Annotated in this window: 24 protein-coding genes; 17 read left to right on the plus strand and 7 right to left on the minus strand. The window is 47.8% G+C overall.

Translation table 11 applies throughout. The features are described from left to right. The first annotated feature begins 197 nt into the window (after nt 1-197). The 6 genes from J2T16_RS19000 to J2T16_RS19025 all read left to right on the plus strand — a co-directional run bounded on the left by J2T16_RS19000 (nt 198) and on the right by J2T16_RS19025 (nt 7,943). Nucleotides 198-881 carry a response regulator transcription factor gene (locus J2T16_RS19000; protein WP_154960032.1) on the plus strand — a complete coding sequence of 228 codons (684 nt, stop codon included), beginning with the start codon at nt 198-200 and terminating at the stop codon, nt 879-881. Further along, entirely contained in the window at nt 878-2,443 is a 1,566-nt protein-coding gene (locus tag J2T16_RS19005) for a sensor histidine kinase (RefSeq protein WP_221790958.1), read from the plus strand. Before J2T16_RS19000 ends, J2T16_RS19005 begins: the two co-directional genes overlap by 4 nt. Before the next feature lie 118 nt (nt 2,444-2,561). Further along, nucleotides 2,562-3,476 (plus strand): ABC transporter ATP-binding protein, encoded by a 915-nt coding sequence (locus J2T16_RS19010; protein ID WP_090918727.1) that lies wholly within the window; start codon nt 2,562-2,564, stop codon nt 3,474-3,476. After that, nucleotides 3,473-4,189 (plus strand): ABC transporter permease, encoded by a 717-nt coding sequence (locus J2T16_RS19015; protein WP_154891414.1) that lies wholly within the window; start codon nt 3,473-3,475, stop codon nt 4,187-4,189. Before J2T16_RS19010 ends, J2T16_RS19015 begins: the two co-directional genes overlap by 4 nt. Before the next feature lies 1 nt (nt 4,190). Further along, a complete protein-coding gene (locus J2T16_RS19020) occupies nt 4,191-4,925 on the plus strand; it encodes an ABC transporter permease (RefSeq protein ID WP_154891413.1) in 735 nt (244 codons plus the stop codon). A gap of 309 nt (nt 4,926-5,234) precedes the next feature. After that, the gene (locus J2T16_RS19025; protein ID WP_221790959.1) at nt 5,235-7,943 is read left to right on the plus strand and encodes a PAS domain-containing hybrid sensor histidine kinase/response regulator; all 2,709 of its coding nucleotides are present in this window, start codon (nt 5,235-5,237) and stop codon (nt 7,941-7,943) included. A gap of 168 nt (nt 7,944-8,111) precedes the next feature. Here the strand turns inward: J2T16_RS19025 and J2T16_RS19030 are convergent, their stop codons facing one another. Continuing rightward, nucleotides 8,112-9,065: an L-lactate dehydrogenase gene (locus J2T16_RS19030; protein WP_145334020.1), complete on the minus strand. Its 954-nt coding sequence runs from the start codon at nt 9,063-9,065 to the stop codon at nt 8,112-8,114. A 561-nt stretch (nt 9,066-9,626) separates the two neighbouring features. Here J2T16_RS19030 and J2T16_RS19035 point away from each other — a divergent pair. The 4 genes from J2T16_RS19035 to J2T16_RS19050 all read left to right on the plus strand — a co-directional run bounded on the left by J2T16_RS19035 (nt 9,627) and on the right by J2T16_RS19050 (nt 13,930). Then, complete coding sequence (locus J2T16_RS19035) at nt 9,627-10,322, plus strand: hypothetical protein (protein WP_499019028.1); 696 nt, start codon at nt 9,627-9,629, stop codon at nt 10,320-10,322. A 139-nt stretch (nt 10,323-10,461) separates the two neighbouring features. After that, a complete protein-coding gene (locus tag J2T16_RS19040; protein ID WP_336121268.1) occupies nt 10,462-11,292 on the plus strand; it encodes a serine/threonine protein kinase in 831 nt (276 codons plus the stop codon). 587 nt (nt 11,293-11,879) lie between these two features. Further along, nucleotides 11,880-12,626, plus strand: coding sequence for a type I methionyl aminopeptidase (map, locus tag J2T16_RS19045; RefSeq protein WP_090918710.1), 747 nt, complete (start codon nt 11,880-11,882; stop codon nt 12,624-12,626). A 290-nt stretch (nt 12,627-12,916) separates the two neighbouring features. Further along, nucleotides 12,917-13,930 (plus strand): NADP-dependent oxidoreductase, encoded by a 1,014-nt coding sequence (locus J2T16_RS19050; RefSeq protein ID WP_090918707.1) that lies wholly within the window; start codon nt 12,917-12,919, stop codon nt 13,928-13,930. Nucleotides 13,931-14,229: 299 nt separating this feature from the next. Here J2T16_RS19050 and J2T16_RS19055 read toward each other — a convergent pair whose 3' ends face one another. From J2T16_RS19055 to J2T16_RS19065, 3 genes are all read right to left on the minus strand, one after another. Further along, the gene (locus J2T16_RS19055) at nt 14,230-14,715 is read right to left on the minus strand and encodes a CcdC family protein (RefSeq protein WP_186809802.1); all 486 of its coding nucleotides are present in this window, start codon (nt 14,713-14,715) and stop codon (nt 14,230-14,232) included. A 999-nt stretch (nt 14,716-15,714) separates the two neighbouring features. Beyond that, nucleotides 15,715-16,290, minus strand: a complete 576-nt coding sequence (locus tag J2T16_RS19060; protein WP_499019029.1) for a TetR/AcrR family transcriptional regulator — start codon at nt 16,288-16,290, stop codon at nt 15,715-15,717. Further along, a complete protein-coding gene (locus tag J2T16_RS19065) occupies nt 16,287-17,012 on the minus strand; it encodes an MBL fold metallo-hydrolase (RefSeq protein ID WP_499019030.1) in 726 nt (241 codons plus the stop codon). Before J2T16_RS19065 ends, J2T16_RS19060 begins: the two co-directional genes overlap by 4 nt. Nucleotides 17,013-17,441: 429 nt before the next feature. On the opposite strand from J2T16_RS19065, the gene J2T16_RS19070 reads away from it, so the two are divergent. Next, the gene (locus J2T16_RS19070; RefSeq protein WP_090918700.1) at nt 17,442-17,903 is read left to right on the plus strand and encodes an RrF2 family transcriptional regulator; all 462 of its coding nucleotides are present in this window, start codon (nt 17,442-17,444) and stop codon (nt 17,901-17,903) included. 236 nt (nt 17,904-18,139) lie between these two features. Continuing rightward, the gene (locus J2T16_RS19075; RefSeq protein WP_221790645.1) at nt 18,140-18,766 is read left to right on the plus strand and encodes a nitroreductase family protein; all 627 of its coding nucleotides are present in this window, start codon (nt 18,140-18,142) and stop codon (nt 18,764-18,766) included. A gap of 337 nt (nt 18,767-19,103) precedes the next feature. On the opposite strand, the gene J2T16_RS19080 is transcribed toward J2T16_RS19075, so the two are convergent. Beyond that, a complete protein-coding gene (locus J2T16_RS19080) occupies nt 19,104-19,787 on the minus strand; it encodes an S-layer homology domain-containing protein (protein ID WP_154891404.1) in 684 nt (227 codons plus the stop codon). A 108-nt stretch (nt 19,788-19,895) separates the two neighbouring features. Next, nucleotides 19,896-20,744, minus strand: a complete 849-nt coding sequence (locus J2T16_RS19085) for an AraC family transcriptional regulator (protein WP_499019031.1) — start codon at nt 20,742-20,744, stop codon at nt 19,896-19,898. 425 nt (nt 20,745-21,169) lie between these two features. On the opposite strand from J2T16_RS19085, the gene J2T16_RS19090 reads away from it, so the two are divergent. From J2T16_RS19090 to J2T16_RS19105, 4 genes are all read left to right on the plus strand, one after another. Beyond that, nucleotides 21,170-22,255, plus strand: coding sequence for a sulfate ABC transporter substrate-binding protein (locus J2T16_RS19090; protein WP_499019083.1), 1,086 nt, complete (start codon nt 21,170-21,172; stop codon nt 22,253-22,255). A gap of 128 nt (nt 22,256-22,383) precedes the next feature. Continuing rightward, entirely contained in the window at nt 22,384-23,223 is an 840-nt protein-coding gene (gene cysT / locus J2T16_RS19095) for a sulfate ABC transporter permease subunit CysT (protein WP_499019032.1), read from the plus strand. Nucleotides 23,224-23,358: 135 nt separating this feature from the next. Next, entirely contained in the window at nt 23,359-24,237 is an 879-nt protein-coding gene (cysW, locus tag J2T16_RS19100) for a sulfate ABC transporter permease subunit CysW (protein WP_499019033.1), read from the plus strand. 158 nt (nt 24,238-24,395) lie between these two features. After that, nucleotides 24,396-24,635, plus strand: coding sequence for a YezD family protein (locus J2T16_RS19105; RefSeq protein WP_154960463.1), 240 nt, complete (start codon nt 24,396-24,398; stop codon nt 24,633-24,635). Between the two features lie 124 nt (nt 24,636-24,759). Here the strand turns inward: J2T16_RS19105 and J2T16_RS19110 are convergent, their stop codons facing one another. Further along, nucleotides 24,760-25,680: a hypothetical protein gene (locus J2T16_RS19110; RefSeq protein ID WP_499019034.1), complete on the minus strand. Its 921-nt coding sequence runs from the start codon at nt 25,678-25,680 to the stop codon at nt 24,760-24,762. Between the two features lie 135 nt (nt 25,681-25,815). Between J2T16_RS19110 and J2T16_RS19115 the strand changes: the two genes are divergently transcribed. Continuing rightward, nucleotides 25,816-26,625, plus strand: a complete 810-nt coding sequence (locus J2T16_RS19115; protein ID WP_499019035.1) for an imm11 family protein — start codon at nt 25,816-25,818, stop codon at nt 26,623-26,625. Nucleotides 26,626-26,627: the final 2 nt, after the last annotated feature.

The raw sequence follows: 26,627 nt of genomic DNA on the forward strand, positions 1-26,627 counted from the left end.
GGCAGGCTCTAAACGAGCGACATGGAATGTACTGAGGCCTAGGCAACGGACATTGTAGCTTGTGCAACCAGGCTTGCATTTAAACTCGCGGGGAGGTTCGCCCCATTCAAAATTTAAAGCCAAAAGTCATAAAGATAAGCATTGCCGCCCAGATATATCATTAACCCAAAGGGAACGGAAAGGAAACGAGTACATAGATGAAAAACAAACTGTTATACATTGAGGATGATACGGAAATTGCAACATGGGTGAGAGAAGATCTGGAGGAGCGTGGATATGAGGTCGTCTGGCTTGGGAGCGGTGAAGGGGCCACCGAGGCTGTGGCAGACTGCTCCCTAGTCATTCTGGATGTCATGCTGCCAGGGCTCGACGGATTCACGGTAGGTCAGCGATTAAAAAAAGAATATCCTGCTGTGCCCATCGTTATGCTCTCGGCCAGAACATCCATTGATGACAAGTTGCATGGACTTGATTTTGCCGATGATTATGTGACCAAACCTTTTCATCCGGACGAGCTTGCAGCGCGGATTGAGGTTCAACTGCGGAAAGCAGGCAAAGTAGCTTCAAGTGAAGCGGTACTTAAGCTGGATCATCTGTCGATTTATGAGCAGGATAACCGGATCGTGAATGAGCAGACGGGGGAAGAGATTATTTTATCCGGTAAACAGTTCCACATCTTCGCTTATTTGCTTCGGCATATGGGCATGATTCGCACCAAAGAGCAGATCTATGAAGCGGTGTGGAACGAGTCTTATCTGGATGGGGACAAAACGTTGATGGTGCACATCCGGCATCTGCGCGAGAAGCTGGAGATTGATCCGGCCAATCCTGTCATTATTCAGACAGTACGCGGTGTTGGCTATCGTGTGAAGAAGCCATGATCAGATGGTATAGAGAACGGAAGGCAAGGAAGTCTGAACAGAACAGAGGCAGTGAAACAGGACAGTCTATCCGTCCCAAAATAAAGGTTGGGCGATCACTGATGTCCAGATACATGCTACTGATTCTGGCAGCTTTTCTGTTTGTACCTGTTGTGGTACCGATGGTAGCAACGGTTTTTATTGTAGTCATCAATAACGTAAGCTCTGGTGAAGAAGCACCTTACGGAAACGCTGACCAAATTACCGAACTGTGGGCTATGGAATCCAAAAAGCTGGGCGGGGCTTCTGACCAAATCATAGATAAACGGATAAAAGAACTGCAGGAGAAATACCCTAAATCGGCTATGTATCGTGTAGATGCGGCAGGCCGAACGAAGTTAGTGCTTGGCGGTGAAGAGGCGGATGTACTGAAGTCTAAATCATTGCATCCTTCAGTCACCTCGGAAGGGGAGCCGGCGTCTTTAAATACAGACGTCATTCTGAAGTGGTCGCTCGCAACTGGAGAAAAAGCAGAGACCCGAATCCCGGCAAGATGGACACCAAATGATACGGTTCAGTTCATGAAGGAAGCCTTGTATCGCGATCCTCTAACCGTGGTTTCTTTTATTGGCGGAGTAAATGTGAATAAGGGACAAGGGTTTATGGTGATTGAAGTCCCTCGTGAGCTCATTCAAAACATCACCAATAACGGGGTATTAGAATTCATCTATTTCGGGGCAGTGATGCTGATTGTGTTTGTGATCTTTATTGTGATGTCCGTTCTGTTCTTCGCCAAAATTCGCAAACGACTGATTCACTTGCAATCTGCTATGGTTACCCCGGGCAAGGAGGGTATACCACTTCCAGTGGACATTAAGAGATCGGATGAGATTGGACATTTGGAGGAATCCTTTAACCAGATGGTACATCAGTTAACGGATAGCCTTCAGCGTGAGCGGGAAGAGGAGCAACTTCGCAAACGGCTTGTGGCAGGGTTATCCCATGACCTGAGAACACCGCTTACGGTAATTCGCGGGCATATGCATGCATTGAATAAAGAGAACCTAAGTGATCAAGGCGTGCGCGCACTGAGTCGGATGGAAGGCAAGATACAGGATCTTGGTGAACTGATCGACAATTTGCTCACGTATAATCTGCTGACTAGTGGAAGATATACTTTAAAACTGGAGCAGAAAGATGCACTGCGTATGATAAGGGAAGCTGCTGCTTCCTGGTATCCGGTGTGGGAGAAGGAAGAGTTTGAGATCGATATTGACCTGCCTGAAACTCCGTTAATCTGGGATGTAGATGCGCAAGGGCTGCGGCGTGTGCTGGATAATTTGTTTCAAAATGTAGTTCGTCATGCGGCAAGCGGAAAATATATTCGCATTTCCACGGAGCAGATTCAGGGTCGAACTGCCGTAGTGATCGAGGATCGCGGACCGGGAATTCAGCCGGATTCGGGTACGAAGGGCACAGGACTTGGCTTATCCATTGTCGATCTGCTGATTCGTGAGATGGGCTTGCGGAAGCGGGTAGATAGCTCAGATGCGGGTGTCCGTACCTATCTATACAGCGGCTAAGGGATTGATCGGGAAGTTTGAACGCAGATAGAAGAGGTTTCTTTTTAAACTAAACTTAAACTTGGATGTACGCTGGCTTTAACCTTGGAGGGTTACGATAGTTCCGAGGTGATAATGAATGAGCGAAAATATTATTCAAACAGCGAATTTATGGAAAACATATAAGGACCGTGCAGCGGTTCGTGAACTTGACCTTCATATTAAAAAAGGAGATATCTACGGCTTCCTTGGTCCTAACGGTGCCGGCAAAACAACAACGATCCGTATGCTTCTTGGATTGATTAAACCGACCAAAGGTGTCATCCGGGTCTTCGACAAAGATATTCGCAAGGACCGTATGGACATTTTACGGCGTGTAGGTTCTCTGGTGGAGTACCCCTCCTATTACGGTCATCTGAATGCGGTAGAGAATCTTGAGGTACTGCGCCGCATTATCAATGTACCCAAGTCAAGGATTGCGGAAGTGTTATCTATTGTTGATCTGACAAAAGATGCTAAACGAAATGTAAAAGGGTATTCCCTCGGCATGAAACAGCGTTTGGGCATTGCCAGCGCACTACTCGGTGAACCGGAGCTGCTTATTTTGGATGAGCCAACGAACGGACTTGACCCCGCGGGGATTCAGGAGATTCGGGAACTCATCAAACGTATGCCGCTGGAGCATGGCATCACCGTTCTTGTATCCAGTCACTTGCTGAGTGAAGTGGAGCAGATGGCGAGTCGTGTCGGTATTATAAGAGATGGCAAAATGGTGATGCAGGACACGATGGCGAGTCTCCATAGTCAGACAGGCAGCTCAATCAGGCTCACGGTGTCTGAACCGGAGGCAGCCATGAAGCTTGCTCGTGAGCAGGGGCAATTTGGTCAGAGACAGGGTGCTGAGCTTACCTTCCCCTACATGGATAACAGCGCAGTTGCACTGCTGGTACGTCGTTTGATTGAACAGGATCATGATGTATACCGGGTCGAAGAACAGAGACAGTCTTTGGAGGATCTCTTCATGCGTGTCATTGGCGAGGGGGCTTCCCTATGACAGGACGTGCATTATCAGCCGACTGGCTTAAAATTCGTGGCAAAGGCATCTGGTTTCTGGTGTTTCTGGCCCCAATCGGCTTGACGGCCATGCAGGCTCTGAATTTCGGATTGCGACTGGATTATCTGAAAGAGCAGTATGCCGATAATTTGTGGGGAGGTCTGCTCGGTAACGTAGTTGTTTTTGTTCCGCTCGCTTTAATGCTGGGCGCAACCATTTTGAGTTCGATGATCGCCGGAATAGAGCATGAGCAGGGGTCGTGGAAGCAACTTCTGGCGATGCCAATTAAAAGGCCAGCCGTTTATCTTGCGAAGTTTCTGCTGGCTTGTGTGCTACTAATGATCTCATGTTTGTTGTTAACCGCGGGGGTTGTTGGACTGGGACTTGTGCTTGGTTTCGATGCCAAAGATATACCGTGGGCACAGGCACTGAAGCTGGGGCTTATGCCGCTAGCTGGCGCACTGCCTGTATTGTCCATTGAATTATGGTTTACGCTGGTATCCAAAAATCAGGCGCTACCGGTTACATTCGGCATTATTCTTGCGATTACCGGTATGTTCTCTCTCAGCATCTCTCCACAGTTTCCACTCGCTTGGGCACAAATGGCTTGGAGTGCGCCTAACGCTTACTTATACGCAGCAATGGGTGCAGGTTTAGGAATCATCATTCTGCTGATAGGCATGATGCACTTCAGCCGGAAGGATGTGGCCTGATATGAATTTTGCTACAACCTATTTTCGTATCTTATCTGCGGAACGTTTGAAAATGGCCAAATCGCCAATCTCGCTTTTGGTTCTAATCAGTCCCTTGATCGCACTGCTCATCGGTCTGCTCTCTTCCCCATCGGGTGATTGGATTGCATTGATGTCAGCCATGGTGATGATTCACGGTATGCTTTTGTTACCGATGCTGACAGGGGTGTTCACCTCATTTGTCTGCCGTTTTGAACATGCAGGGGGTGGATGGAAACAGCTCTTGGTTCTGCCACTTACACGTACAGGTGTGTATTTAGGCAAATTCACAATGGTGTTACTGCTCCTCGCTGGTACACAGTTACTTCTATTCGGAAGTATCGTTTTGACAGGATTAATCCATGGGATGGCATCACCGGTACCTTGGGGATTCCTTGTCAGTAAAATGTTGCTTGGACTTCTGGCTTGTATCCCATTGGCGGCATTACAGATGTTTGTGTCTCTGATCTGGAGCAGTTTCGCCGCGCCGCTTGCCCTGAACTTCGCGCTAACGATACCTAACATTCTGGTTGCAAACTCCGCAACGTATGGCCCGTATTATCCATGGGCACAGCCGATGATTCTGATGCTTCCCATTGAGGGAACAGGGTTTGGTGCGTTCAATGTTCCACTAGGTACACTTTTATCCGTAGTTGGTGGCAGCGCCGTGTTATTCATTGCGATGGGCATGATTTATTTTTCGAAGAAGGAAGTATAAAGTATACGTTCGATGAGAATAACAAATGAACCTTTCCTGAGGCTGTGCATCCAAAGAGTTGGTATGCAGACAGTCTCAGTTTTTTTTATATTATGCGATAAAGGTCAAATCCCATCTTTTTCATGCCTATTGATGTGAATTTCATCCTATTTGATAAGCAAAATGAGACGAGAATCTGGTAAAATAAAAAAAGCTGTTTCTAGTCAGGCGAACATGGTTATTCGAGGGTAAGACTGTTACAGCCGAAAATGGCGCATATGTAATGTGATGAAGAAAGAAGATTTTGGCTGAGAAAAGAGGGGTAGGCCTTTGGATCATAATAAAACGGAAACCCTGAAACGAATTATTTCTGAGGGTAGCTCTTACCGATCATTGTTTTTTAATCACCCGGATGCCATCTATGTGATGGACATTAAAGGGAATCACATCGATGCTAACCCTTCGTTTGAACGGTTATCTGGCTACAAGATTGAAGAGCTTGCAGGGGTGAGTCGGGATCGCATCAGCCCGCCTGAGAGTGAAAATAGAAGAGTGCAATTCATCGAAGATGTTCTGGCTGGACGTTCAGTCAGCGAAGCGATGGCTTTTTATCATAAAGATGGCTCTGTGAAACATGCACAGGTGACCTATATACCGATTACAGAAGGTGATGATGTCGTTGGCATCTATGGTATTGCCAAGGATGTGACGGATAAAGTAATCATCGAACAGGAACTGCAACAGACTCAAGAGAAATATCAGGTATTGGCCGAACATGCGCAAGATCTGATTACAACCTGTGCTATAGATGGTGAACTCTTGTATGTCTCTCCATCTGTTCGTGCACTGCTTGGTTATGAGCCGGAGGAAGTCGCAGGGAAATCATTTAAATCCTACTGTTACCCGGGAGATTATCCGGACCCTTTGCTCATTTCTAATATTGGTCATGGCTGCAAGATGAGAGTGTTACACAAAGATGGGCATTACATCTGGATGGAGACATTGGCGAAGCCCGTGACCGGGGAACATGGCAAAATAACGCAAATTGTGAGCATTAGCAGGGATATTACCCAGCAGAAAGATGCTGACAGACGTCTTCGCGAAAGCCGTGAGCGGTACAAGTCATTGTTTGAATATAATCCAGCTGCGGTATACTCCCTCGATCTGGAAGGGAATTATAGTGCTGTGAACAGCAATATGGTGCAAATGCTTGATATTCCGCGTAGCAAACTCATCGGACAGTCCTTTCTGTCGAACCTGGATAAACGAGAACGGCAGAAGGGGGAAACTGGATTTGAGCTCGTGAAGCAGGGGAAGCCTCAATACTATGAGACTCGTGTTGTAAATTCCAGTGGCCGGAAGATCGAAGTTTCGGTAACGAATGTGCCGATTATTATAGATAACGAAGTAGTTGGTGTCTACGGTATAGTATCAGATATAACGGAGCGCAAGGAGTACACGGAGCGTATTCAGGAGCTGAGCAAGCAGCATGAGTTGATCCTCAATACCGTTACCGAAGGAATCTACGGTCTCGATGCGGATGGCATTACCATGTTCATGAATCCGGCTGCGGCATCCATGTTCGGTTATGAAGCTCATGAATTCATTGGTAAAAGTTCACACCCGATTATCCATCACACGCGTGCAGACGGAAGTTATTTTCCAAAAGAAGAATGTCCGATTCACATGACGGTGCTCGATGGACATGCGCGTTCAGTGACGGAGGACGTGTTCTGGCGAAAAGACGGCAGTAGTTTCCTCGTACAGTATCAAGTAACTCCGATTATTGACGAGGGCCAGATTCGTGGTGCGGTCGTTGTCTTTAATGACGTTACCGGTGAACGTGAAATTGTCCGTGCCAAGGAGACAGCCGAACTGGCTGCACAGGCCAAGTCCGAATTCCTTTCCCGCGTTAGTCACGAAATCCGGACACCGATGAACGGCATTGTAGGAATGACTGAGCTATTGGTGGGTACAGACTTGTCAGAGGAGCAGCGAGAGTACGCCCAGATTATTCAAGAGAGCGGCGATGCATTGCTGAACATCCTGAATGATATTCTGGACTTCAGTAAGCTGGAGTCTGGTAAAATGGCCCTGGCCTACGAGCCGTTCTCGCTCCGCAAGATGCTGGAGCAGGTTGCGGAGCTGTTCAAGCCACGAGCAGACGAGAAACATCTGGATATTCGTTTTCGTCTGAACCCGAATATTCCTGATTATATGGCGGGGGATTCGATGCGAATAAGGCAGATTCTGGTGAACCTCGTTGGCAACGCGCTGAAATTCACAGATCAGGGAAGTATCGATGTCACGGTGGACATCATTAAAGGAAGCAAACCTGAGGATAGTGTACTGGATTTTGCTGTGCAAGATACGGGGATTGGTATTCCTGCGGACAAGCAGGATCAGTTGTTCCAGTCGTTCTCTCAACTACATCCAGTAATTAACCGCAAATACGGCGGAACAGGACTTGGGCTGGTGATCTCCAAGAGACTTGTTGAGATTATGGGTGGAAGCATCAGTGTGGAGAGTACGGAAGGAGAAGGCTCCGTTTTCCGGTTTGCTATTCCGACGACGCGAGTTGAAGCATCAGGTGAAAAGTCAGCAAGTGAGTTCCAGCATGACCGTACACGTCAAAGTGACAAGGTGGCTATGCGTATTCTCGTAGCAGAAGATCATCCGGTCAACCGGAAGATTTTACAGGAATATTTGGAGAAATTGGGCTATGAGGCTGATGTGTGCACGAATGGTGTAGAAGCGATTGATGCCATCTCGCAGAATGCCTATGATATTGTTCTGATGGATATCCATATGCCTGTAATGGACGGTCTGAAAGCCACGAATCTGTTACATCGGTTAATTCCTGAGGATCGGATTCCCCCGATTATTGCCGTTACGGGCAATTCGAGGCGGGAAGATAAAGAGGCCTGTCTGGAGATCGGCATGCGGGACTTTATCAGCAAGCCGGTGATGCTAAGTGAACTGAAGCGGGTCCTCCAGCAATGGGGACCGTCTGATGAGCCGCGGATTGGGCCTAGTTAAGTAGAGATTCATATGTGGATCATTGGATTGAGCCCAACGGATTAAAAAGATAGTGTAGCAGAACAACCTTCATGTCCACGGTGTGGTGAAATGAAGGTTGTTTTTTTGTGTTCTATTTTGGAACAAGCTCGCAGTGTAGACCTGTTCCTACTCAGAATTTACGAAGGCTTAGGCTATAGTCAGGCGGTTAATATTACCGGACAAAATTTCACAGGAACGCTCGAATTTCTCAACCTCCGCTTGATCGAGATTTAATTCGATAATCTCTTGAATGCCGCCCTCCCCAATGATTGCAGGGACTCCTGCACAAACATTCCGCTGTCCATATTCGCCATCAAGAATCGCGGATACAGCAATGATTTTATGCTCGTCATTCAGGATGGAGCGAGTAATATGGGCAAGTGCATTCCCGATGCCAAACTGGGTTGAACCTTTACGTGTGAAAATTTCCCACCCAGCATCTTTCGTTTTTTTGGCGATATCGTCCAGATCCAGATGTTTGAACCGTTCCTTGTGTTGATCCAAAATGTGCAGAATAGGCTTGCCGCCAATGGTAACATGGGACCAGGCTACGAATTGGGACTCGCCGTGCTCACCGAGCGCGTAGCCGTGTACGCTGCGCGGGTCGATGGAGAATACCTCGGAGAGCAGTGTTTTGAGTCGTGAAGAGTCGATCGAAGTTCCCGTCCCGATGACACGCTCACGCGGCAACCCGGACAGTTTCCATACCATATACGTAACAATGTCCACGGGGTTGGCTGCGACAACGAAGATTCCGTTAAAACCACTGTTCATGATCGGAACCACGATATCTTTGGCAATGGACTCTGCTTCCTCCAGAACATCCAGTCTTGTCTGTCCAGGCTTTGGATTGGCTCCAGCGGTCAAAATGATGACATCCATACTGCCGCAATCGGCATACGTTCCTGCGTATACTTTCGTTCGGTTGTGTGTAAAGTCCATGCAATGGGAAAAATCGAGTGCCTGTGCTACCGCACGGTCATACGTCCGATCGACCATCATAATCTCCCTGCATATCGATTGATTGATCATCGAATATGCACAACTTGAACCTACAAGACCCGCCCCGATGACCGCCACTTTCCCTGATTTGCCTAACACTGCCTTCAGCCTCCGTTTACATTGGATTTATCCATTACTTGATTATTGTTATGTTAAGTATAGTGCTTTATTTTATGCTGGAATTCAATTCTACGTTACATAAGATAACACATGAAAAAGCAATACAGCAATGATTCCCTCTGTCGCGGGAGCGTATTGGAGTAATGGAGTTAACAAAATTGACATCAATTCGATGCACTCCGAAATTTAGACGGCATTTGCATGTACCTTTTTCGACACGACAGCATTCCTCTAGCTTGTCGGATGAAGGGACTTTTATGCGGAATATATACCTGACAAAAGTTCTTATGAATCCCCAGAAACAGAACTAAACCGTCAAAGGGTTCTGTAAGCGGATTGACGAATACTTACCGACATGCAAGAGAGAAGCACTGGCGGGCTACATTGAGGAAGGTTGTTTGGGAGTCGTTTAAGGTTTCATGTGCACAGTCCATTGTTGGCAAAGAGAAAGGTCACCCGATCCGATGACAGTTCGTTGCAGGAGCGCTAAAGTCGTTATTTTGCAAGTCCAAAAGACTTCATACCGGGAGGGAATTCATGATGATTGAAGAAGTAGGAGCAACGACGGAAACGGCCAAGAGCCTGGGTATAGGTGCCAGTACTCTTCGTAAATATGCAGCAGCACTTGAGGAGCAGGGATATCGTTTCGAACGTTCTGCGAATAAATCCAGATTGTTCAAATCCGATGATATCGAGTGCATTGAACGTCTGATGACGGAGCTTAGAGAGCATAACCTGCCGCTGGCTGATGCAGTGGTTACGGTGCTATCCCCGGCAGAAGGGAAAACAGAACAGCAGTCTGTCCAAGCCATACGTGAGCATACAGAGCAGGAGTGTGCTGCAACCAGTACGGTCTTATCCGGAGCTAATCCATTACCGCCGCTGGAAGTGGATCAGTACGGTCAATTGAGATCTTATGAAGGACTCGGCCAGCTTGTAAGTGAGGTTACCTACGGTGCAGTTGAGCCCAAGCCGGAAGAGGACGATCGCGTGCAGGTGTTACAGCACCGGGTGGATGAACTGGAACTGACACTCCAGCATCTGGCGGACACTCATCTTGCGCTCCAGGAACAGATGGAGAAGCAACGTCAATGGATGAACGAAAAACTGGAGGAAGAACGAGATCGCGAACTCGTGACCAATTTGCGCAGCTATCAGGGGCGAAAACGAAAGTCCAAAATCACTTCACTCCGTATGTTGTTTGGTTTGATGCCAAAGAAACATAAAGAAGCTTAAGTGATTCTACATGAGGGATAATCGTGATTTCACATATACAGCCTGCTATAATTAGCTCCAATACAACATGAAGTCCAGCCGCTGATCAGCCGTTTCTCATGACAGGACAGGAAACCGGATCAGGCATCAGATAGCTGGCGTGGGAGGCAACGTGGAGCTGGAGAGAAGCTGGCAAAGATTGATCGGATTATTTGCAGACCGTCCTGGGCGGCAAGGAATAATCATAGGGGATCGTTATGTGATACGGGAGCTTCTAGGCATGGGGAGTTACGGACTGACCTATCTGTGCGTGGATCAGCAGACGGGAAGGGAAGTCGCGTTGAAGGAATCGAAGCCGAGTAAGGGCAGACTTGCTGCGCGGCTGCTGAGCAGGGAAGCGGATGTGTTACAGCATTTGCATCATCCAGCAATTCCTAAGCTTTTGGATACCTTTAACGTGCGAAGACGGAATTATATGGTGACAGAGTATGTCCGGGGACAGACGCTGGAACAATTGATCTTCGAAGAAGGTCAGCAATATACAGAGCGTGAATGCGTGGAACTCGCTTGTCAGCTATTGTCTCCTGTAGCTCATGTTCATCAGCAGGGATTCATTCATGGCGACGTGCGTATCCCTAACGTCATTGTACGAGAGGGACGAGTACATTTGATTGATTTTGGCCTGGCGAGACGCTTGGGGGAGCCGTTGTTGCCAGAGTTAAAACGCCGAATGAAAGATGTGCCTGAGCCTGAAGATGAACCGGCTATACCTGATCAGGATTTGCAGGATATCGGTCATTTTCTGCTTTTCATGCTGTATTCGGCCTATGAGCCTCAGAAGGGTAGCGCACCTGCCAGCTGGCAGGAAGAGCTCCAGCTTACGCCTGCACTGCATGAGATGCTGGAGCGGCTTCTCGGGCTTCGTCCGGGTTATGAGGGCGGGGCAGGAGAGTTGCAGCGTGAGATGGATCGGTTGAGACCGTTGCTGTAGAAGCAGAAGAGCGGAGTAGAAGTGTTATAAACTAAAAAGCAGGGGTGTTCCGAAGGCCGTGTGTACGGTATCGATGGAACACCCCTTTGTTATATCTGGTGGTAAAGAGTCAGGTTCAAGCGAGAGCGAATTCGGGACCGACGTAGAGTCATATCAGATTCAATCGTTTAGCTGGAGCTATACTTTCTGCTTTTGTAATATCCTGATCCATGGCGCTGATCCCTGTACTTCATATCAGATGAGGAATAGCGCTTGTAGCCGCGTTTGCCAGAGGAACTGCTGTATTTTTTATAGGAACGTCTATTGGAAGAACTGTAACGTTTGTGTTGAGATGAGGACTTGGAGTCGATGAGTTTGCCTATGAGTTTCTTAAACATGAGTCGTTCATCCTTTCGTTTTCAGTTATTTTTATGCTAATACGTGGCTTGCCCAAGAGGGGTTTCGTGTTTTTGGAGAAAAAAATACTCATTCATTCACAGCTTGGCGTATAATAGGATGTTGCCTCAGTTATCGGAATTTTTTATTTTGAGCGTTTCGCGTTACAATAGAAGACAGGATAAGATCATAACGGACAAGGAGTAGTTGGCATGATCATGATAAAGACGAAAGAACAGATTGAACAAATGAGAAGAGCTGGAGAAATTCTGGCTGCGTGCCATAGAGAAATTGCAAAACTGATTCGTCCGGGAATCACAACACAGGAGATTGACCAGTTTGCAGAGGCATTTATGAAGAAAAATGGCGCTATACCGGAGCAAAAGGGCTACAACGGGTACCCTTATGCGACATGTGCGTCGGTTAATGACGTGATCTGTCACGGTTTTCCGGGAAAATACGTGCTGAAAGACGGCGATATCGTTACCATCGACATGGTCGTGAATTTGGATGGATGGCTGGCGGACTCGGCTTGGTCTTATGCAGTCGGAAATGTAAGTCCTGAAGCGCAACATTTGTTAGACGTGACGAAAAACTCTCTATACAAAGGCATTGAGCTTGCTATTGTCGGTAACCGGATCGGAGACATCTCGCATGCCATTCAAACGTATGCTGAAGGAGAAGGACTGTCCGTGGTTCGTGAATTTATTGGACACGGTATTGGAGAGAAGATGCACGAAGAGCCGCAGGTTCCTCACTACGGCCCACCGCATCGCGGTCCGCGGCTTAAAGAGGGCATGGTCATCACCATTGAACCGATGTTGAATATCGGAACATTCCGCAGCAAGCTGGATTCGGATGGTTGGACTGCACGCACTTTGGATGGAAGTCTGTCCGCTCAGTATGAACATACCATTGCCATTACAGCCGATGGACCGGTCATTCTGACTGCGCAATAAGATGGGGTAGGGATTCAGATGGGTGGACTACACACAGATGTAAGGCTATTCGCCCAGAATGAAAAGATTGTGTCATTTCACTATTGGCTAATTCATTTTCACTGTGCTGTAAGGTTGGTTTAGAGCTATAATGTGACGAAATTTGTATATTTCCGGGCGGCCCACGTTTGTGATCCGCCTGTTTCGGTTTAAACTATTATGAAGATCAACATAGAGCCAGTGGTGTGCCTGTGTTACTGCAGATGACAAGGGCTGACCTTGGAGCCACTGGGAATCAGGAGGTTATTTTAATGAGTGTAAATAAACAGATCGTACTGGCGTCCCGTCCTGAAGGGGCTCCATCCAAAGAGAATTTTGAATTCGTTGAGGCATCGCTACCTGAACCGGAAGCTGGGCAAGTGCTGGTTCGTACATTATATTTGTCGGTCGATCCGTACATGCGGGGACGAATGAAAGATACGAAATCCTATGCACCGCCGTACGCCCTGAATGAAGTCATTAAGGGAGGAGCGATCGGGCAGGTTGTGGAATCATCCGAGCCCAATTTACGCAAAGGTGATCTGGTGACGGGGATGTGGGGCTGGCAGCAATATGCTGCGGTCAATACGACGGATCTGTCGCTGATTGATTCGGACGAGGCTCCAATTACAGCTTATCTCGGTGCATTGGGTCTGACAGGTTTGACCGCGTATTTCGGCATGGAGGATATCGGCAAACCCAAAGATGGAGAGACCGTTGTGGTCTCTGGCGCGGCAGGAGCTGTGGGGATGATCGCAGGTCAGATCGGTAAAATCGTCGGTGCGCGTGTGGTTGGTATCGCAGGTTCTGACGATAAATGTACCTATCTGAAAGAAAAGCTTGGTTTCGACGTTGTGCTGAACTATAAGACGGAGCAAGATATGTCGGCAGCGATTGAAAAGGCTTGTCCTGACGGAGTCGACGTATACTTCGACAATGTTGGCGGCGATATCTCGGATGCTGTACTGCGTCATATCAATCGGAATGCCCGTATTCCGCTGTGCGGACAGATCTCGTCTTATAATCTGGAGAAACCGGATATCGGCATGCGTCCACAAACACTGCTGCTAACGAACACGGCGCTGATGAAAGGTTTTCTGCTGGGCGACTACACGAAGTCTTTCAAGGAAGGACGTGCTAAGCTTGCTAAGTGGATTCAGGAAGGCAAGCTGCAGTATGAAGAAAATATTGTGGACGGCTTCGAACGGACGCCGGAAGCTTTCATTGGACTCTTCTCTGGAGATAATCTGGGCAAGCAGCTAGTGAAGGTTGCAGACCCTGAATAGATGGATTGAGCGAGTAAACTTGGGTTGATGGATGAGTACATTCATTCCAACGATTAAAGCGACTTCCGCATAACAGTTCTGATTAAGTCGTTGCAGCCTGCAAGCAAAAGACACGTTCTTGGCACCTTTTGATGGTGTGTTGAACGTGTCTTTTTAAAATGATGTTGATGTCGATTGATGTTATCGATAAGTTGATGTGATCAATGTGATTGGTAAATGCTTAATACCTTGATTGTCTAATTTCTTATTGCTCTAGACCTATAAAAATCAGGGTAGTGCCGGGAGATTTTAGCTACCGTTTAGTTCTGAACAGCGAGCACTTCCTTGTAGTGTTTGTACATATATACACGCCAGCGCACAATCATACCGAACGCCAGCAGGAAGAACAGGCCGCCTGTTTGCGGAATGCTGACATATCGCTGGATAACTTCATGCAGAATCAGGCGTACAGCCAGAAGTCCTAGCAAAATGAAGGCAAAGCTGCGGGAACGTGTGGCAAAAATCTCTTCTCCTACGCGTTCAAACTTGGTGCTGCGAATGAGAGGATACGAGAAAATAAACCAGCCGACCAGCAGAGCGATGAATGCCCATAACCATGGAACATGGGTCTCCGGTACAACAAACATAAAAAAGCCTGTGCTCATGCCGAGCGGCGGAATAATAATTTTACGGATGGTGACCGGCCGGTGGCTGGCTTTCATACGAATGAAGATGGCAAGTAAGGCCATGACAAGCATGCCAACAGTCGCCCCGATTTGAAGATAGTACGGAGAGATTTGAGCCACGTAAACGCCCTCTTTCTACAATGATATGTAATCCGTTCAACCGGATAAGATACAAAAAGACCTGATTTTTCAGTTCCTATTATAGCACAAACACAGGAAATCGATAGAATACATATCTTTTAAAAATGCAGGCAATGTTGATCGTTTTTTATTCGGAAAATATGTAAGAAGTGTCTGAAAACTCTGAAGAAAGCTGATTTTGCCGAATGTTCATTCCAAGTAAGGAAGTTTCCCGCAGGCGTATCGGGACACGTCAAGGGAAAGTGACGTAGCAGGGGGCGGAAAGGGGGAAAGATGCACTTCAGTAGGTTTCAAGACACGCTCTAGTATTGTTCCCGCTGAGTTGTCGTTTATTCGAATAAGAGGAAATTAAGCAGATGTACTAACAGATGTACTAATGGCTGCACTAAGAAGGGATTACTGCAACAGATGGACAGGCGTGGGATGGTGTATCTAAACTTATTAACCTCCTGCTCCTGTTCCTGGGCACAAGCTATGTAGGCTAACGATCACCAGGAAGCTTATTTGCCGCATTTTCTGCTTCTTTTAATTCTAACGATCAGGAGAAACCTTATTTTGTGAATTCTCGGTCTGTTATATGGTTTCTAACCGTTTTTTGAGAAAATAGCATCTCTGGTGATCGTTAGAATTCCAAAAGGCTGTTTATCGGGCATATAAGGTCTGTAGTGATCGTTAGAATTCTGGCAGACGCATGGAAGTCTCACTTTGTTGAGAGGAAATTGTAGTAGGTCGGACAGATTCAACGGATCAGGCGACGGAGGTTAGCTTAGTTGTAGGCATGCTTCGCATGAAGAGGGGCACCGCGTGAGCCGGAGCTACAAGCGGTGCGGGAAACTTCGTTCGTTTGATTAGACAGACTTCTATTACTTGGTGTAGCTCGGCTTCCGAGCGAGAGTATTTTGTTTCGTTCGGTTACTTACGAGTGTCTCGGCGGTTTTCTCTTGCTCGGGTATTTAGGAAACTTAGCTTTGCTCTCGTTTATACGTCTTCGGGCAGGTGGCGCAGCCCGTGGAGAAAAGCGGATACGGTCAGACGCAGGCTATCGTCCGGACTGAAATCCATGCCGAAGCCGCCTTGTGCCTCAATAGAGGCAAAACCATGGCAGAGGCTGCGCAACCCCCGAACAGCATGCAATGCTTGCGCTTCGGTGAGGGGGTATGGCTGCAAGGTATGCAGCAGCATGTCCAGCAGAGCTGTTTTGCATGCCGCGAGCTGCGGTTCATTCAGGTCAGGCGCATGGTATGAGGCTTCGTAGAGCCCGGGATGCTGGCGAACGAAGCCTATATAAGCAGCGGCGATGGCTTGAATGGCCTCGTCGCCGGTGCGATCCGCCGTAGCCTCGTTTACGGCAAGGCCAAGCTGTTGAACTGATATCAGCGCCAGTTCCTGGCGAAGCCCGGGGAGCCCGCTGATGTGGTTATAGAGCGACGGCGAGCGCACATCCAGCCGCTTCGCAAGAGCGGCCAGGGTCAGCGCCTCAAAGCCGTCGCTGTCCACGATCTGAATCGCAGCGCCAAGTAGTGCGCCGCGATCCAGACCTTGCCGGGGGCTCATCGCTGCCCCCCGGCTGGTTGCAGTCGCTGATGAGCATCAGCGACTGCCGCGCGCATGGCCGCCGCGGGCTGGCGGAACATTCGTCCGTGGCCAACGGCCAGCACGGACGGCTCCAGCTCCGCCAGGCGCTTCCCGCTGGCTAGTGCCGCTTCGCGATTCCACGTGGCCAGCGCAGGGAACGGGAAGAGCGGGCGCACGCGGCCGGACACGGCGAGGCCCCCGCGCACTTGATACGCATCGCCGGCGATCAACACTCGGCTGCGTGTATCCATGAAGGCCATATGCCCGGGCGTATGGCCTGGAGAAGCAATAGCGACCAGCGATCCAATCTGGTCGCCATCTTCGAGCAGGCGATCCGGCTGCGTACGGATGCCTTTGGGCACACTGCCGCGTACCGGGGTCTGCGGCTCGTGCGGCAACAGCGATGTATCCCCGGTTAATAGCTTGGCATCTCGGCTGGAGATGCATACCTCAGCATCGGGGAGCGCATCCTTGAGACCATCAAGCGCCCCAACGTGATCCGCATGGGCATGGGTCAGGATGATGGTGGTGATGGGTTTCCCCAAGGAAGCGGCTGTCTCCAGAATACCTTTGAGACTGAATGGCATGCCTGTATCAATCAGGGTCAGGCCTTGTTCCTCTTCAACAAGATAGACATTTACAGGGAAGAGGCGGGGAAGAAAGGTGACTTGGTAAACATCGAATTCACGGGTGATCCGCATCGGAAATCCTCCTAAAACTAATGATGTTAGCAATATAACTAATGACATTAGTTTATGCAATATAAATTTTCATCATATCCGGATAAATCCTGAATCAGCTTAAAATCAAACTTTACAAAAAAAGCGTTTTCAAAATGAAGATTAGCGATTATAATAATCACGTAAGCCCTTTCATATGTCTATCTTATTGGAGCCCTTCGCGAAGCGAAAGGCTCACTTTTTTATGCATAGAACGTTTTCAACAACCGTTTTGAATCAGCGTTCGGCAGATTACCAAGAGAGTGTAAGTATTGATATAACAGGGAAATCTAAGATCAAATGACGTTCAGGAGCAAGTGTTGACAAACATAACTGTTATTCATATAATGACAGTTATACTTACCTTGGAATGAAGTTCATCGGTGTTGTATGCCGGGAAGGGAGTAAGTTATGAACAGCGAATTTACCATTGCGGTGCATTGTCTTGTTTTTCTATCGATGAGAAGCGAGTGTATGGCCAACAGTGAAGACCTGTCTCAAAGTGTGGGCACACATCCGGCCAGAGTCCGCAAGGTACTGAGTGTTCTGCGCAAACATGGTTACTTGACGACCAAAGAAGGTGCTCATGGGGGATACTTGCTTAGTCGACCAAGTGAAGAGATCAAGCTTGGAGAAGTGTACAGACTAGTTGCTGGAGGTTCGCTCGGGCCAAGCTGGTGTTCAGGTGAATCGGGTTCACCGTGTAAAGTTTCCTCTAATATGCAGGGTGTGATGGGGGCTATATACGATGGAGGGGAAGAAGCGCTGAGCGCTTATTTCGACCGCATATCCATCCTTGATGTGATGCAAAGCATTGAGCGTGGAGAAGGTCCTTTTCCGATGGAAGGGGTATCTACCAAAGAGAAGATCTGAATGCGTGCTGTCAGAGTCATGGCTCATGGGAGAGAAGTGTAAGAGATACGTATGCTCCGGTGTAAAAGAGGTTGAAAGTTGAGGTAATTCCGGGCATAACGTGAACACAGATGGGGAGCGTTCGTCTGCGCTGATGTTATTTTCGGAAGGCCTGTGCTTGGGGCGGAATGGCTTTCAAGGCGTGCTTTGCGAACGTAAAAATATAATATTCCAAACAGAACTAAGGAGTGGAACACATGTCCGTTACTGAAAAAAATGAAACACTTAGCGTTATTAGCGAACGCCACGCAGTTAAAAAGTATGAAAAAGGTTTTGTATTGCCGGAGGCTGACCTGAACGCAATCTTGACTGCAGCTTCTGAAGCCCCGTCTTCCTGGAACCTGCAACACTGGAGATTCCTCGTGATTGAATCCGAAGCAGACAAAGCAAAATTGCTCCCGATCGCTTACGGACAAACTCAAGTAATGGACAGTTCTGTTACGATTGCCGTTCTCGGTGATCTGGAAGCGAACCGCAATACATTCATCTACGATCAAGCTGTTGAAGCTGGCGCATTGCCTGCTGAAGTTCGTGACGCGTTGGTGGGTCAAATTAACGGTGCTTACCAAAGCCCGCAAATCGCTCGTGATGAAGCAATCCGCAACGCTTCTTTTGCTTCCCAAAACATTATGCTGGCAGCACGTTCCCTGGGTTATGACACTTGCCCAATGGGCGGATACAACCCACAACAATTGATCGAAGCATTCAACATCCCTGCACGCTTTGTACCAACTTTGCTGATTACTGTAGGTAAAGCTGCTGAGCCAGCTCGTCCATCAGGTCGCTTCCCATTGTCCGAAGTGGTTGTAAAAGGTTCTTTCTAAGTCTATCTAAACGTGAATTATAGGCAGTAATATTCTAAGCGAGTACATCCTCTTATTGGAGGAAAGTACTCGCTTTTTTGCTATTTTACAGACCGTCGGTACGCAATTTCTAGTAGAACACCAGTTGATTGTTGTAGATCCGTTTCAGGAGGATGGCTCGCTGAAGGAAGATTTGATCCTACGAAGCTCGGATTTAGCCGACCTGGGAAACCAGTTTTTCTTAGAGGTTTTCCCCAAGTGTCTTAGAATCGCACTGAGGCTGTACACAAAACCCCGCACTTTCTAAAGAAGAAAGATGCGGGGTTTGCCATTCTATTCTTTTATCCTGAGATACCATTTACTTCTCCGGTGTTTCCGGGATTTGCGGTGTGAAGAAGGATTTCATGTGCTCCATGGCATTGTACATCATCACGGCAGCCTCAGCACGAGTAATGGTTTGTTTCGGATGGAACTGTCCTTCCGCATCCAGCGCGCTAATCTTCAGCACCAGAGAACGTTGTACGGCACCTTGGTACTCTGGTGTAAGCTCATTCTCGTCCGCAATGTCTACCGGCTGGATTTTGATCATAGGCAGACCACCTTTGGCCTCAATCGCTTGCATGAGGAACAGAGTGTACTGCTCACGAGTGAGCGGTTTGGAAGGATCAATATTTTGCGGAAGCTTGATACTGTTGTACTGTGCGCGGATGAAAGCATCGCTGTACCAGACACCGTCTTTTACAGCAGAGAAATAATCACTAGGCACAGGCATTTTAATAAAACGAATAGCATTCAGGTTTAAGTCCAGTCCGTCTACGATCAATTGAACGCCTTGCGCGGTACTCAGCTGTTCTTCTGGTTTGAACAAGTTATCGCTAACCCCTTTAATTAATCCATTCTGATGGAGAGATTCGATTTTGTCTGCACCCGGAATACCTTGAATATCCGTAAATTTGGACGGCGCAGCATGGAGAGGGCCTGCACTTAAGGAGAGTGTAAGCAGGGCTCCTACTGTAAGAGTTGCTATAATATTTTTCTTCATTTCGGTGTCGCCTCGCTTTTCCAGGAAGTTCATATCCCTTTGTTTTAAAGTGATTTGCCCCTATAGACGACCCTTTTGTTCAAAAGGTTGCTGTAATTTCCCACAAATTTATCCTTTGGATTGGTTCCGGTAATCCGTGGGGGATTGTCCCATCATTTTGCTGAAAAGTCGTGAAAAATAGTACGGGTCACTGAACCCCAGCTCGGAGCTGATCTGTTTGATCGTCCAATCGGTAAAATCAAGATAACGGCAGGAATGCTGGATTTTGAGCCGTAAGAAATAATCGATGGGTGAATGACCCGTCACCTGTTTGAACACTTGGGAATAATGCGGCACGGACAAGCGGGCATGCGCTGCCAGTTCCTTGAGTGTAACCCCGCTCTCCAGGTGCTCCAGCATATATTGTACAGAATACTCGGCTGCTTGTTTGCTGGTCATCACTCCGTTATCTGTCGCAGAGGCATAGGAACCGTAAGCAAGCAAGCCCAGCATGTAACCAATAATCTGTGAGGCAAAGGTCATCGTTTGCAGCGAATATCCGGTTTCGAGTGCGCCGTAACACTCATGAAAAAGCTCCAGCCATCGTTGTGCCTTCGCAGGTGGCATTGTTGTAATTTGCTGCGAGATCAAAGATTCGATATATGCATGGGCGTGTTCACCGCGCAAGTGAAACCAGTATATACTCCACGGTTCTTCCGTGTTGGCACCATAGATATGAGGAACGTGGGCGGGCAAAATAATCAGGTTCCCCGGTTGCACCTTGCAGGTTTTACCCTGCTCCAGTTCATACCAGCCTGAGCCTTCCGTGCAGTACATCAGAATGTGGGAGTCACATCCTTCCGGGCGATCCCGATAATGATGCTCTGCTTCATGGAAATATCCAATATCCGTAACATACAATCCCGATGTCACCGGGGAAGCAGCCGCTTCCATCAGTAATGATTCGGGTAGCACCATTAGTTTTTGCCGGCGGAATCCGTCTGATTTACGTAACAGGGGTGGTCGGTATGTTGGTCTCATATTTTATATTATGGTGAGGGAGGGAAGTGGAGTCAATGTTGCGGTATTTCGGTAAAAAACGGAAAAAACGTTTGACAGTCATATAGACTGCCTTTATTATACGTATATAACTTACTAAACAGGTAGGAATAATAAAAATGACTGCAAACACTTGAACAGCATAACGTTCTCACCGTATAGACGGAGGAACACCGCAGTGCATTTTACCGATGAAGCATACACGACTTTAGGGGTCGGTATGACTTGATGAGGGAAGAGTGCGCAGGGGGTTCCTCCGTCTTTTTGTTCTTTTCTGGTGCGTACCGCTGTTCTGCCGACCTGTAGTTGATCATGCAAGTTTATATCGGGGGGAGTGTAAGATGATGAAAAAGAGAGTTCACAAAGGAATTCTGATGGGGCTGGCATTGGTGTTAACGGGGGTGCTGGCAGCTTGCGGATCAAATAACGACGGGTCAAGTGCAGCGAGTGCATCAACAGGAACGGGGACAGATGGGAATAAAGAAGGCAGCAAAGCAGTTGAACTGCTCAATGTCTCCTATGACCCGACAAGGGAACTTTACGAGGAATATAACAAAGCATTTGCCGCCCATTGGCTGAAAGAGAAAGGCCAGGAAGTGACGATCAAACAATCTCACGGAGGTTCGGGTAAACAGAGCCGTTCGGTCATTGACGGACTGGATGCAGATGTGGTGACACTGGCACTGGGCTATGATATCGATGCGATTGAAGATAAAGGTCTGATTAATGCAGGCTGGCAGGAAAAATACGAGCATAACAGTTCACCATACACGTCCACGATTGTATTTCTGGTGCGCAAAGGCAATCCGAAAGGCATCAAGGACTGGGATGATCTGATCAAAGGAGATACGCAGGTCGTTACTCCGAATCCGAAGACATCAGGCGGAGCACGGTGGAACTATTTAGCGGCCTGGGGTTACGCGCTGAAGCATAACAACAACGACGAAGAGAAGGCTAAGCAGTTCGTGGAAGAGCTGTTCAAACATGCCCCTGTGCTTGACTCGGGTGCTCGTGGAGCGACAACGACATTTGTGGAACGCGGCATTGGGGATGTATTGCTGGCTTGGGAGAATGAGGCATTCCTTTCCGTCAAAGAGTTAGGGCCAGACAAATTTGACATTGTCGTGCCTTCTATCAGCATTTTGGCTGAACCTCCTGTAGCGATCGTGGATAAAAATGCGGATAAAAAAGGCACTCGCGACGTGGCAGATGCATATCTCAAATACCTATATAGCGAAGAAGGCCAGACAATTGCCGCCGAAAATTACTACCGTCCTACGCTGGATAGCGTAAAGGAAAAATTCAAAGATCAGTTTCCGAAGCTGGAGCTGTTTACGTTAAAAGATGTCTTTGGAACTTGGCGGGATACCCAAGCCAAACATTTCAAAGACGGCGGCATCTTTGATCAGATCTACGTGCCGGGTAGCTAAGAATAAAAGGACAATAGCATCAAAAGCGAGCAAAAGAAACCAATCAAATCAAACCAATCAAAGTAAACATATTGGGCTGTACGCGGCCAACCAGCCTGACCGGCTGACGGCAGAGAGGATGAATAGGCATGAGCAAGGTTATCGCGGCCCGGGGAAGGCGGACATTGCCGGGATTCGGATTAACGATGGGGTACAGCGTGCTTTACCTGAGTCTGGTCGTGCTGATCCCGCTGACGGCACTGTTATTCAACTCCACGGGATTGACCTGGGCAACGATGGTGGAGGTGGCTACCAATCCAAGGGTGCTGACTTCGTTCCGGGTCAGTTTCCTGACAGCTGGTGCGGCGGCACTAATTGACCTGTTCCTGGGCCTTCTTCTGGCCTGGGTGCTGGTTCGGTATGAATTCCCTGGTAAGAGATTGTTCGATGCGGTTATTGATCTTCCGTTTGCGTTACCCACAGCCGTAGCCGGGGTGGCTCTGACAGCGATCTATGCCGGGAATGGATGGATCGGACAATTTGTAGAACCTTTGGGCATCAAGCTGGCATACTCTCAAGTGGGAATTACACTCGCACTTATGTTTATCGGCATCCCTTTTGTCGTGCGTACGGTACAGCCAGTGCTGGAAGAGCTTGAAGCTGAGGTCGAAGAAGCAGCGGCGACGCTGGGTGTGGGGCGATGGCGAATATTCCGTGCCGTTTTGCTGCCGGATCTCGTCCCACCGCTGCTGACGGGGTTTGCGCTAGCTTTTGCACGGGGCATTGGTGAGTATGGTTCGGTCGTATTTATTTCAGGCAATATGCCGATGAAAACGGAAATCGCACCGCTGCTCATCATGTCCAAGCTGGAGCAGTTTGATTATGCAGGGGCTACAGCGGTAGCTTTGTTACTCTTGTTGATCTCATTTATCCTGCTGCTCATCATCAACTCTCTCCAGCGCTGGAGTCGGAAGGCCGGGAGAGTGTGATCGCAGCAATAGTAGAGCCAGAAGGGTGCCTGATCACTTCACATTCTGTCCGTGCGGCTTGCCCATTCGTGGCGGCCCGGATGGATTTACATTGCCACAATGTGGCGCACTCACCAAACCGAAGGAGGTGTACATATGGCGGGTTCTGTTCCCCTTAGACCTGTTCCACCTGTAAAAACCGGTCGCAGTACAAATCGCGCCACAACAGAAGCACCTTGGGTAAAATGGCTACTGATCGGACTTGCGAGTCTCGTCCTGATCTGGTTGCTGATCCTGCCACTGGTCATCGTACTTATGGAAGCGTTGAAACAAGGCTGGGGGGTCTACATCGCTGCGCTGACGGAACCGGATGCCTGGTCTGCACTGAAGCTGACACTGCTGGTTGCCGCAATAACTGTTCCACTCAACACGATCTTTGGCGTGGCAGCGGCTTGGGTCATCACCAAGTTCCAATTCAAAGGTAAAGGACTGCTCATCACACTGATTGATCTTCCCTTTTCCATCTCGCCTGTCGTTGGCGGTTTGATCTTTGTCCTGGTGTTTGGCTCAAACGGATGGTTTGGCCCATGGTTGGCCGAGCATGATATCAAAATCATTTTTGCACTGCCGGGAATTGTGATTGCGACGTTATTTATTACCTTTCCTTTTGTGGCGAGAGAGCTGATTCCGTTGATGGAAGATCAAGGCACGCGAGAAGAAGAAGCGGCTGTAACACTTGGAGCCTCCGGGTGGCGCATCTTCTGGAGTGTGACATTACCCAATATTAAATGGGGGCTTCTCTACGGAATTATCCTGTGTAATGCACGTGCTATGGGTGAGTTTGGAGCAGTGTCGGTTGTATCCGGACATATTCGTGGAGAAACCAATACTTTGCCGCTTCACGTCGAGATTTTGTATAACGAATATCAGTTTTCGGCCTCATTTGCCGTTGCTTCCCTACTGTTAATCCTGGCTTTAGCTACGTTGCTACTCAAGAGCTGGCTTGGTCGTAAAGCCGTATCGGAAAAGGCATAGTGTGGATCAAAATATCAATTGACAGCTGCTGGAAGCCCTGATATTGTATAAACCAAGTATATGGGTTGGATAAGAATGAATTATAATTCAACACTTTAAATGACAGGTACGTACAGGATGAATAACGGGTTATAGCCCGAGAAGAGGAGGCGGCTCAAGTGGCTAAGCCGTTAAAAGTGGATGAGGTATGGTTAAACCGAATTGCCGGGCAGCTGGATGACATGGAATTTGGTTCATTGCACATCGTGGTACATGAGGGACAGATCGTGCAGATGGAGCGAACCGAGCGCAAGCGTTTTGAAAATACGTCCTCCGGTAGCACCTCCAAATCTGGCAATACGGCTAGAAGCAACTCCGCCCGTTCCGTTCGTGGAACAAACGCGAGTGCAAAAGGATAACCCTTTTCATCTTATCCTAAGAGCATTTCATATGAAAATCCTGTGTGTTACATGGTTGATTTTAAAAAATAAACAGGCTATCCCTGTCGTCGTGATGACTTAGGGATAGCCATTTTTGTGTGAACTAGTCGGACGCCGATACAGATCTGCGAGGTGTCACAGGGGGAGGGGAATCCTCTACAACAGCTTCATGTACTGGCGTAGCCATACGGATATTGCTACTGTTTTCATCTGTTTCAGCATGTCCGGCATATGGGCGCTCGCTACGGGAGCGTGATCCAGTTAATCCGAATCCGGAGACAAACAGAATGAGTTGCAGAGCAAGGGCATAAGGGGCCGCCGCAAGTCCGATCAGATGAAGCAAAGAGCAGAGTGCGATCAAGAGGGATAGCCATTTGACCAGAGCTCCTGAAGTGCCACGCTTGGGGCTGGACCAAAGCATGTAACCGTATAGTATCGTAAGCATGAGAGAAATGGCCTGAAACCATGGCAACAGGTTATCCCAGGAATCTACGGGGGTACTAGTGATACGCTCTGTGTAGAACAGGTATCCGATTAAAAGTGCTGTGGCCGTGAGTGCGGCAGGTTCAGCTGCAGGCCTGAGAATGTTCCAGATGGCACGGCCCCAGTGCACCGAATATGTATTTCGGCTGAATTCATCCGATAGTGCAGTGCACTCCCGTTCAAGTGCTTTATGCATCAGAGCAAGCCTGGCGGGATCTTCATTTTTAACGCAGTCACGAATCTGATCCTGAAGCTGCGGGGAGAGGCATGAGGCCGCTTTGCAGGCCTGCATGGCTTGTAACAACTCATGATGTTCCTGTGCGGGATCTTCATATTTTCGTTGTTCCCAAATGGTAAGTAGTCCCAAAAGGCCTGTGCTTATGTATAATGTATCTCGTATCCTCTGCATATGCCTTTCATGGCTTCGCCGAATTTCTGTGGCCGACCACAGATAAGCTGCCAGAAGCAATGCAACAACACCAAGCAGTATAAACGTAGCATCGGGATGTGATGACAGGTTATCCAACCAACGTTGAAACACAACATTTCCTCCTTTACAACCAACTTGACGTATCTAAACACGCTTTTACGCAAGCCTTCTCTCACTATTACACAGGAAGTAGATGAATTCAAGCAGTTGAATCATTAGATCAAGAAGAAATAAGGAGGGGATTTTTTGAAGGTATACGCACTAAGACATAAAGATAGTTGTATGGAAATAAATTATATTGATCGGCAACATGAACTGGGTTCAGATTTTAAAGGGGTTATGAAAGGGGGAATTTGGACTCCAACTGTAGTGAAAACATTGTGCAAAAAAAGATATAGTGACTTTCCTAGATTGTTACCAGGGGTACCAATTATGAAAGAAAACGTTAGAACGGTACTTGAACCTCGTATTTTCCGTGAGGTAGAATTTCTTCCTTTAATGCATGAAGAACTAAAGCTATACGTAGTAAATGTTATTAATGTACTGGATTGTGTAGATTGGAATCGCTCAGATATCAGGACATATAGTGATGGTTCTTGGGCTGACTTTAACAAGCTGGTGTTTGATTTTTCCAAAATTCCAGTGGATACATATATGTTTAAAATAAAAGAGACCGCCACCGTAGAGGTGTTCGTTACCGATCTATTCAAACAAGTGGTGGAAGAAAATAAATTCAAAGGTTTGAATTTCAACGTAGTATATGACTCCGAATTTACTCAAGAGAAGGAAGATGAGCAGCAACAATTGTATGATGCTGCACTTGAATTGATAGAACAAAACAAAGGAAAAGAGTATGCCTATGAAGATGCTCGTGAACTTGTGGATCAGGGGAAAACGATGATCAGCGGGCGATGGAAAATGAAGTTGGATGATCAAGGGCAATTATGGCTGGGTGAGTTGCTGAAAGATTTGTCCTATCAGTGGATAATGCCAATGTATATTCCACCAGTCTTGTTATTGAAATCCTGGCATGAGGCCGATCTTCTGGAACAATAAGT

It is taken from the genome of Paenibacillus intestini (genome assembly GCF_030803945.1).
GTDB classification, from domain to species: domain Bacteria; phylum Bacillota; class Bacilli; order Paenibacillales; family Paenibacillaceae; genus Paenibacillus; species Paenibacillus polysaccharolyticus.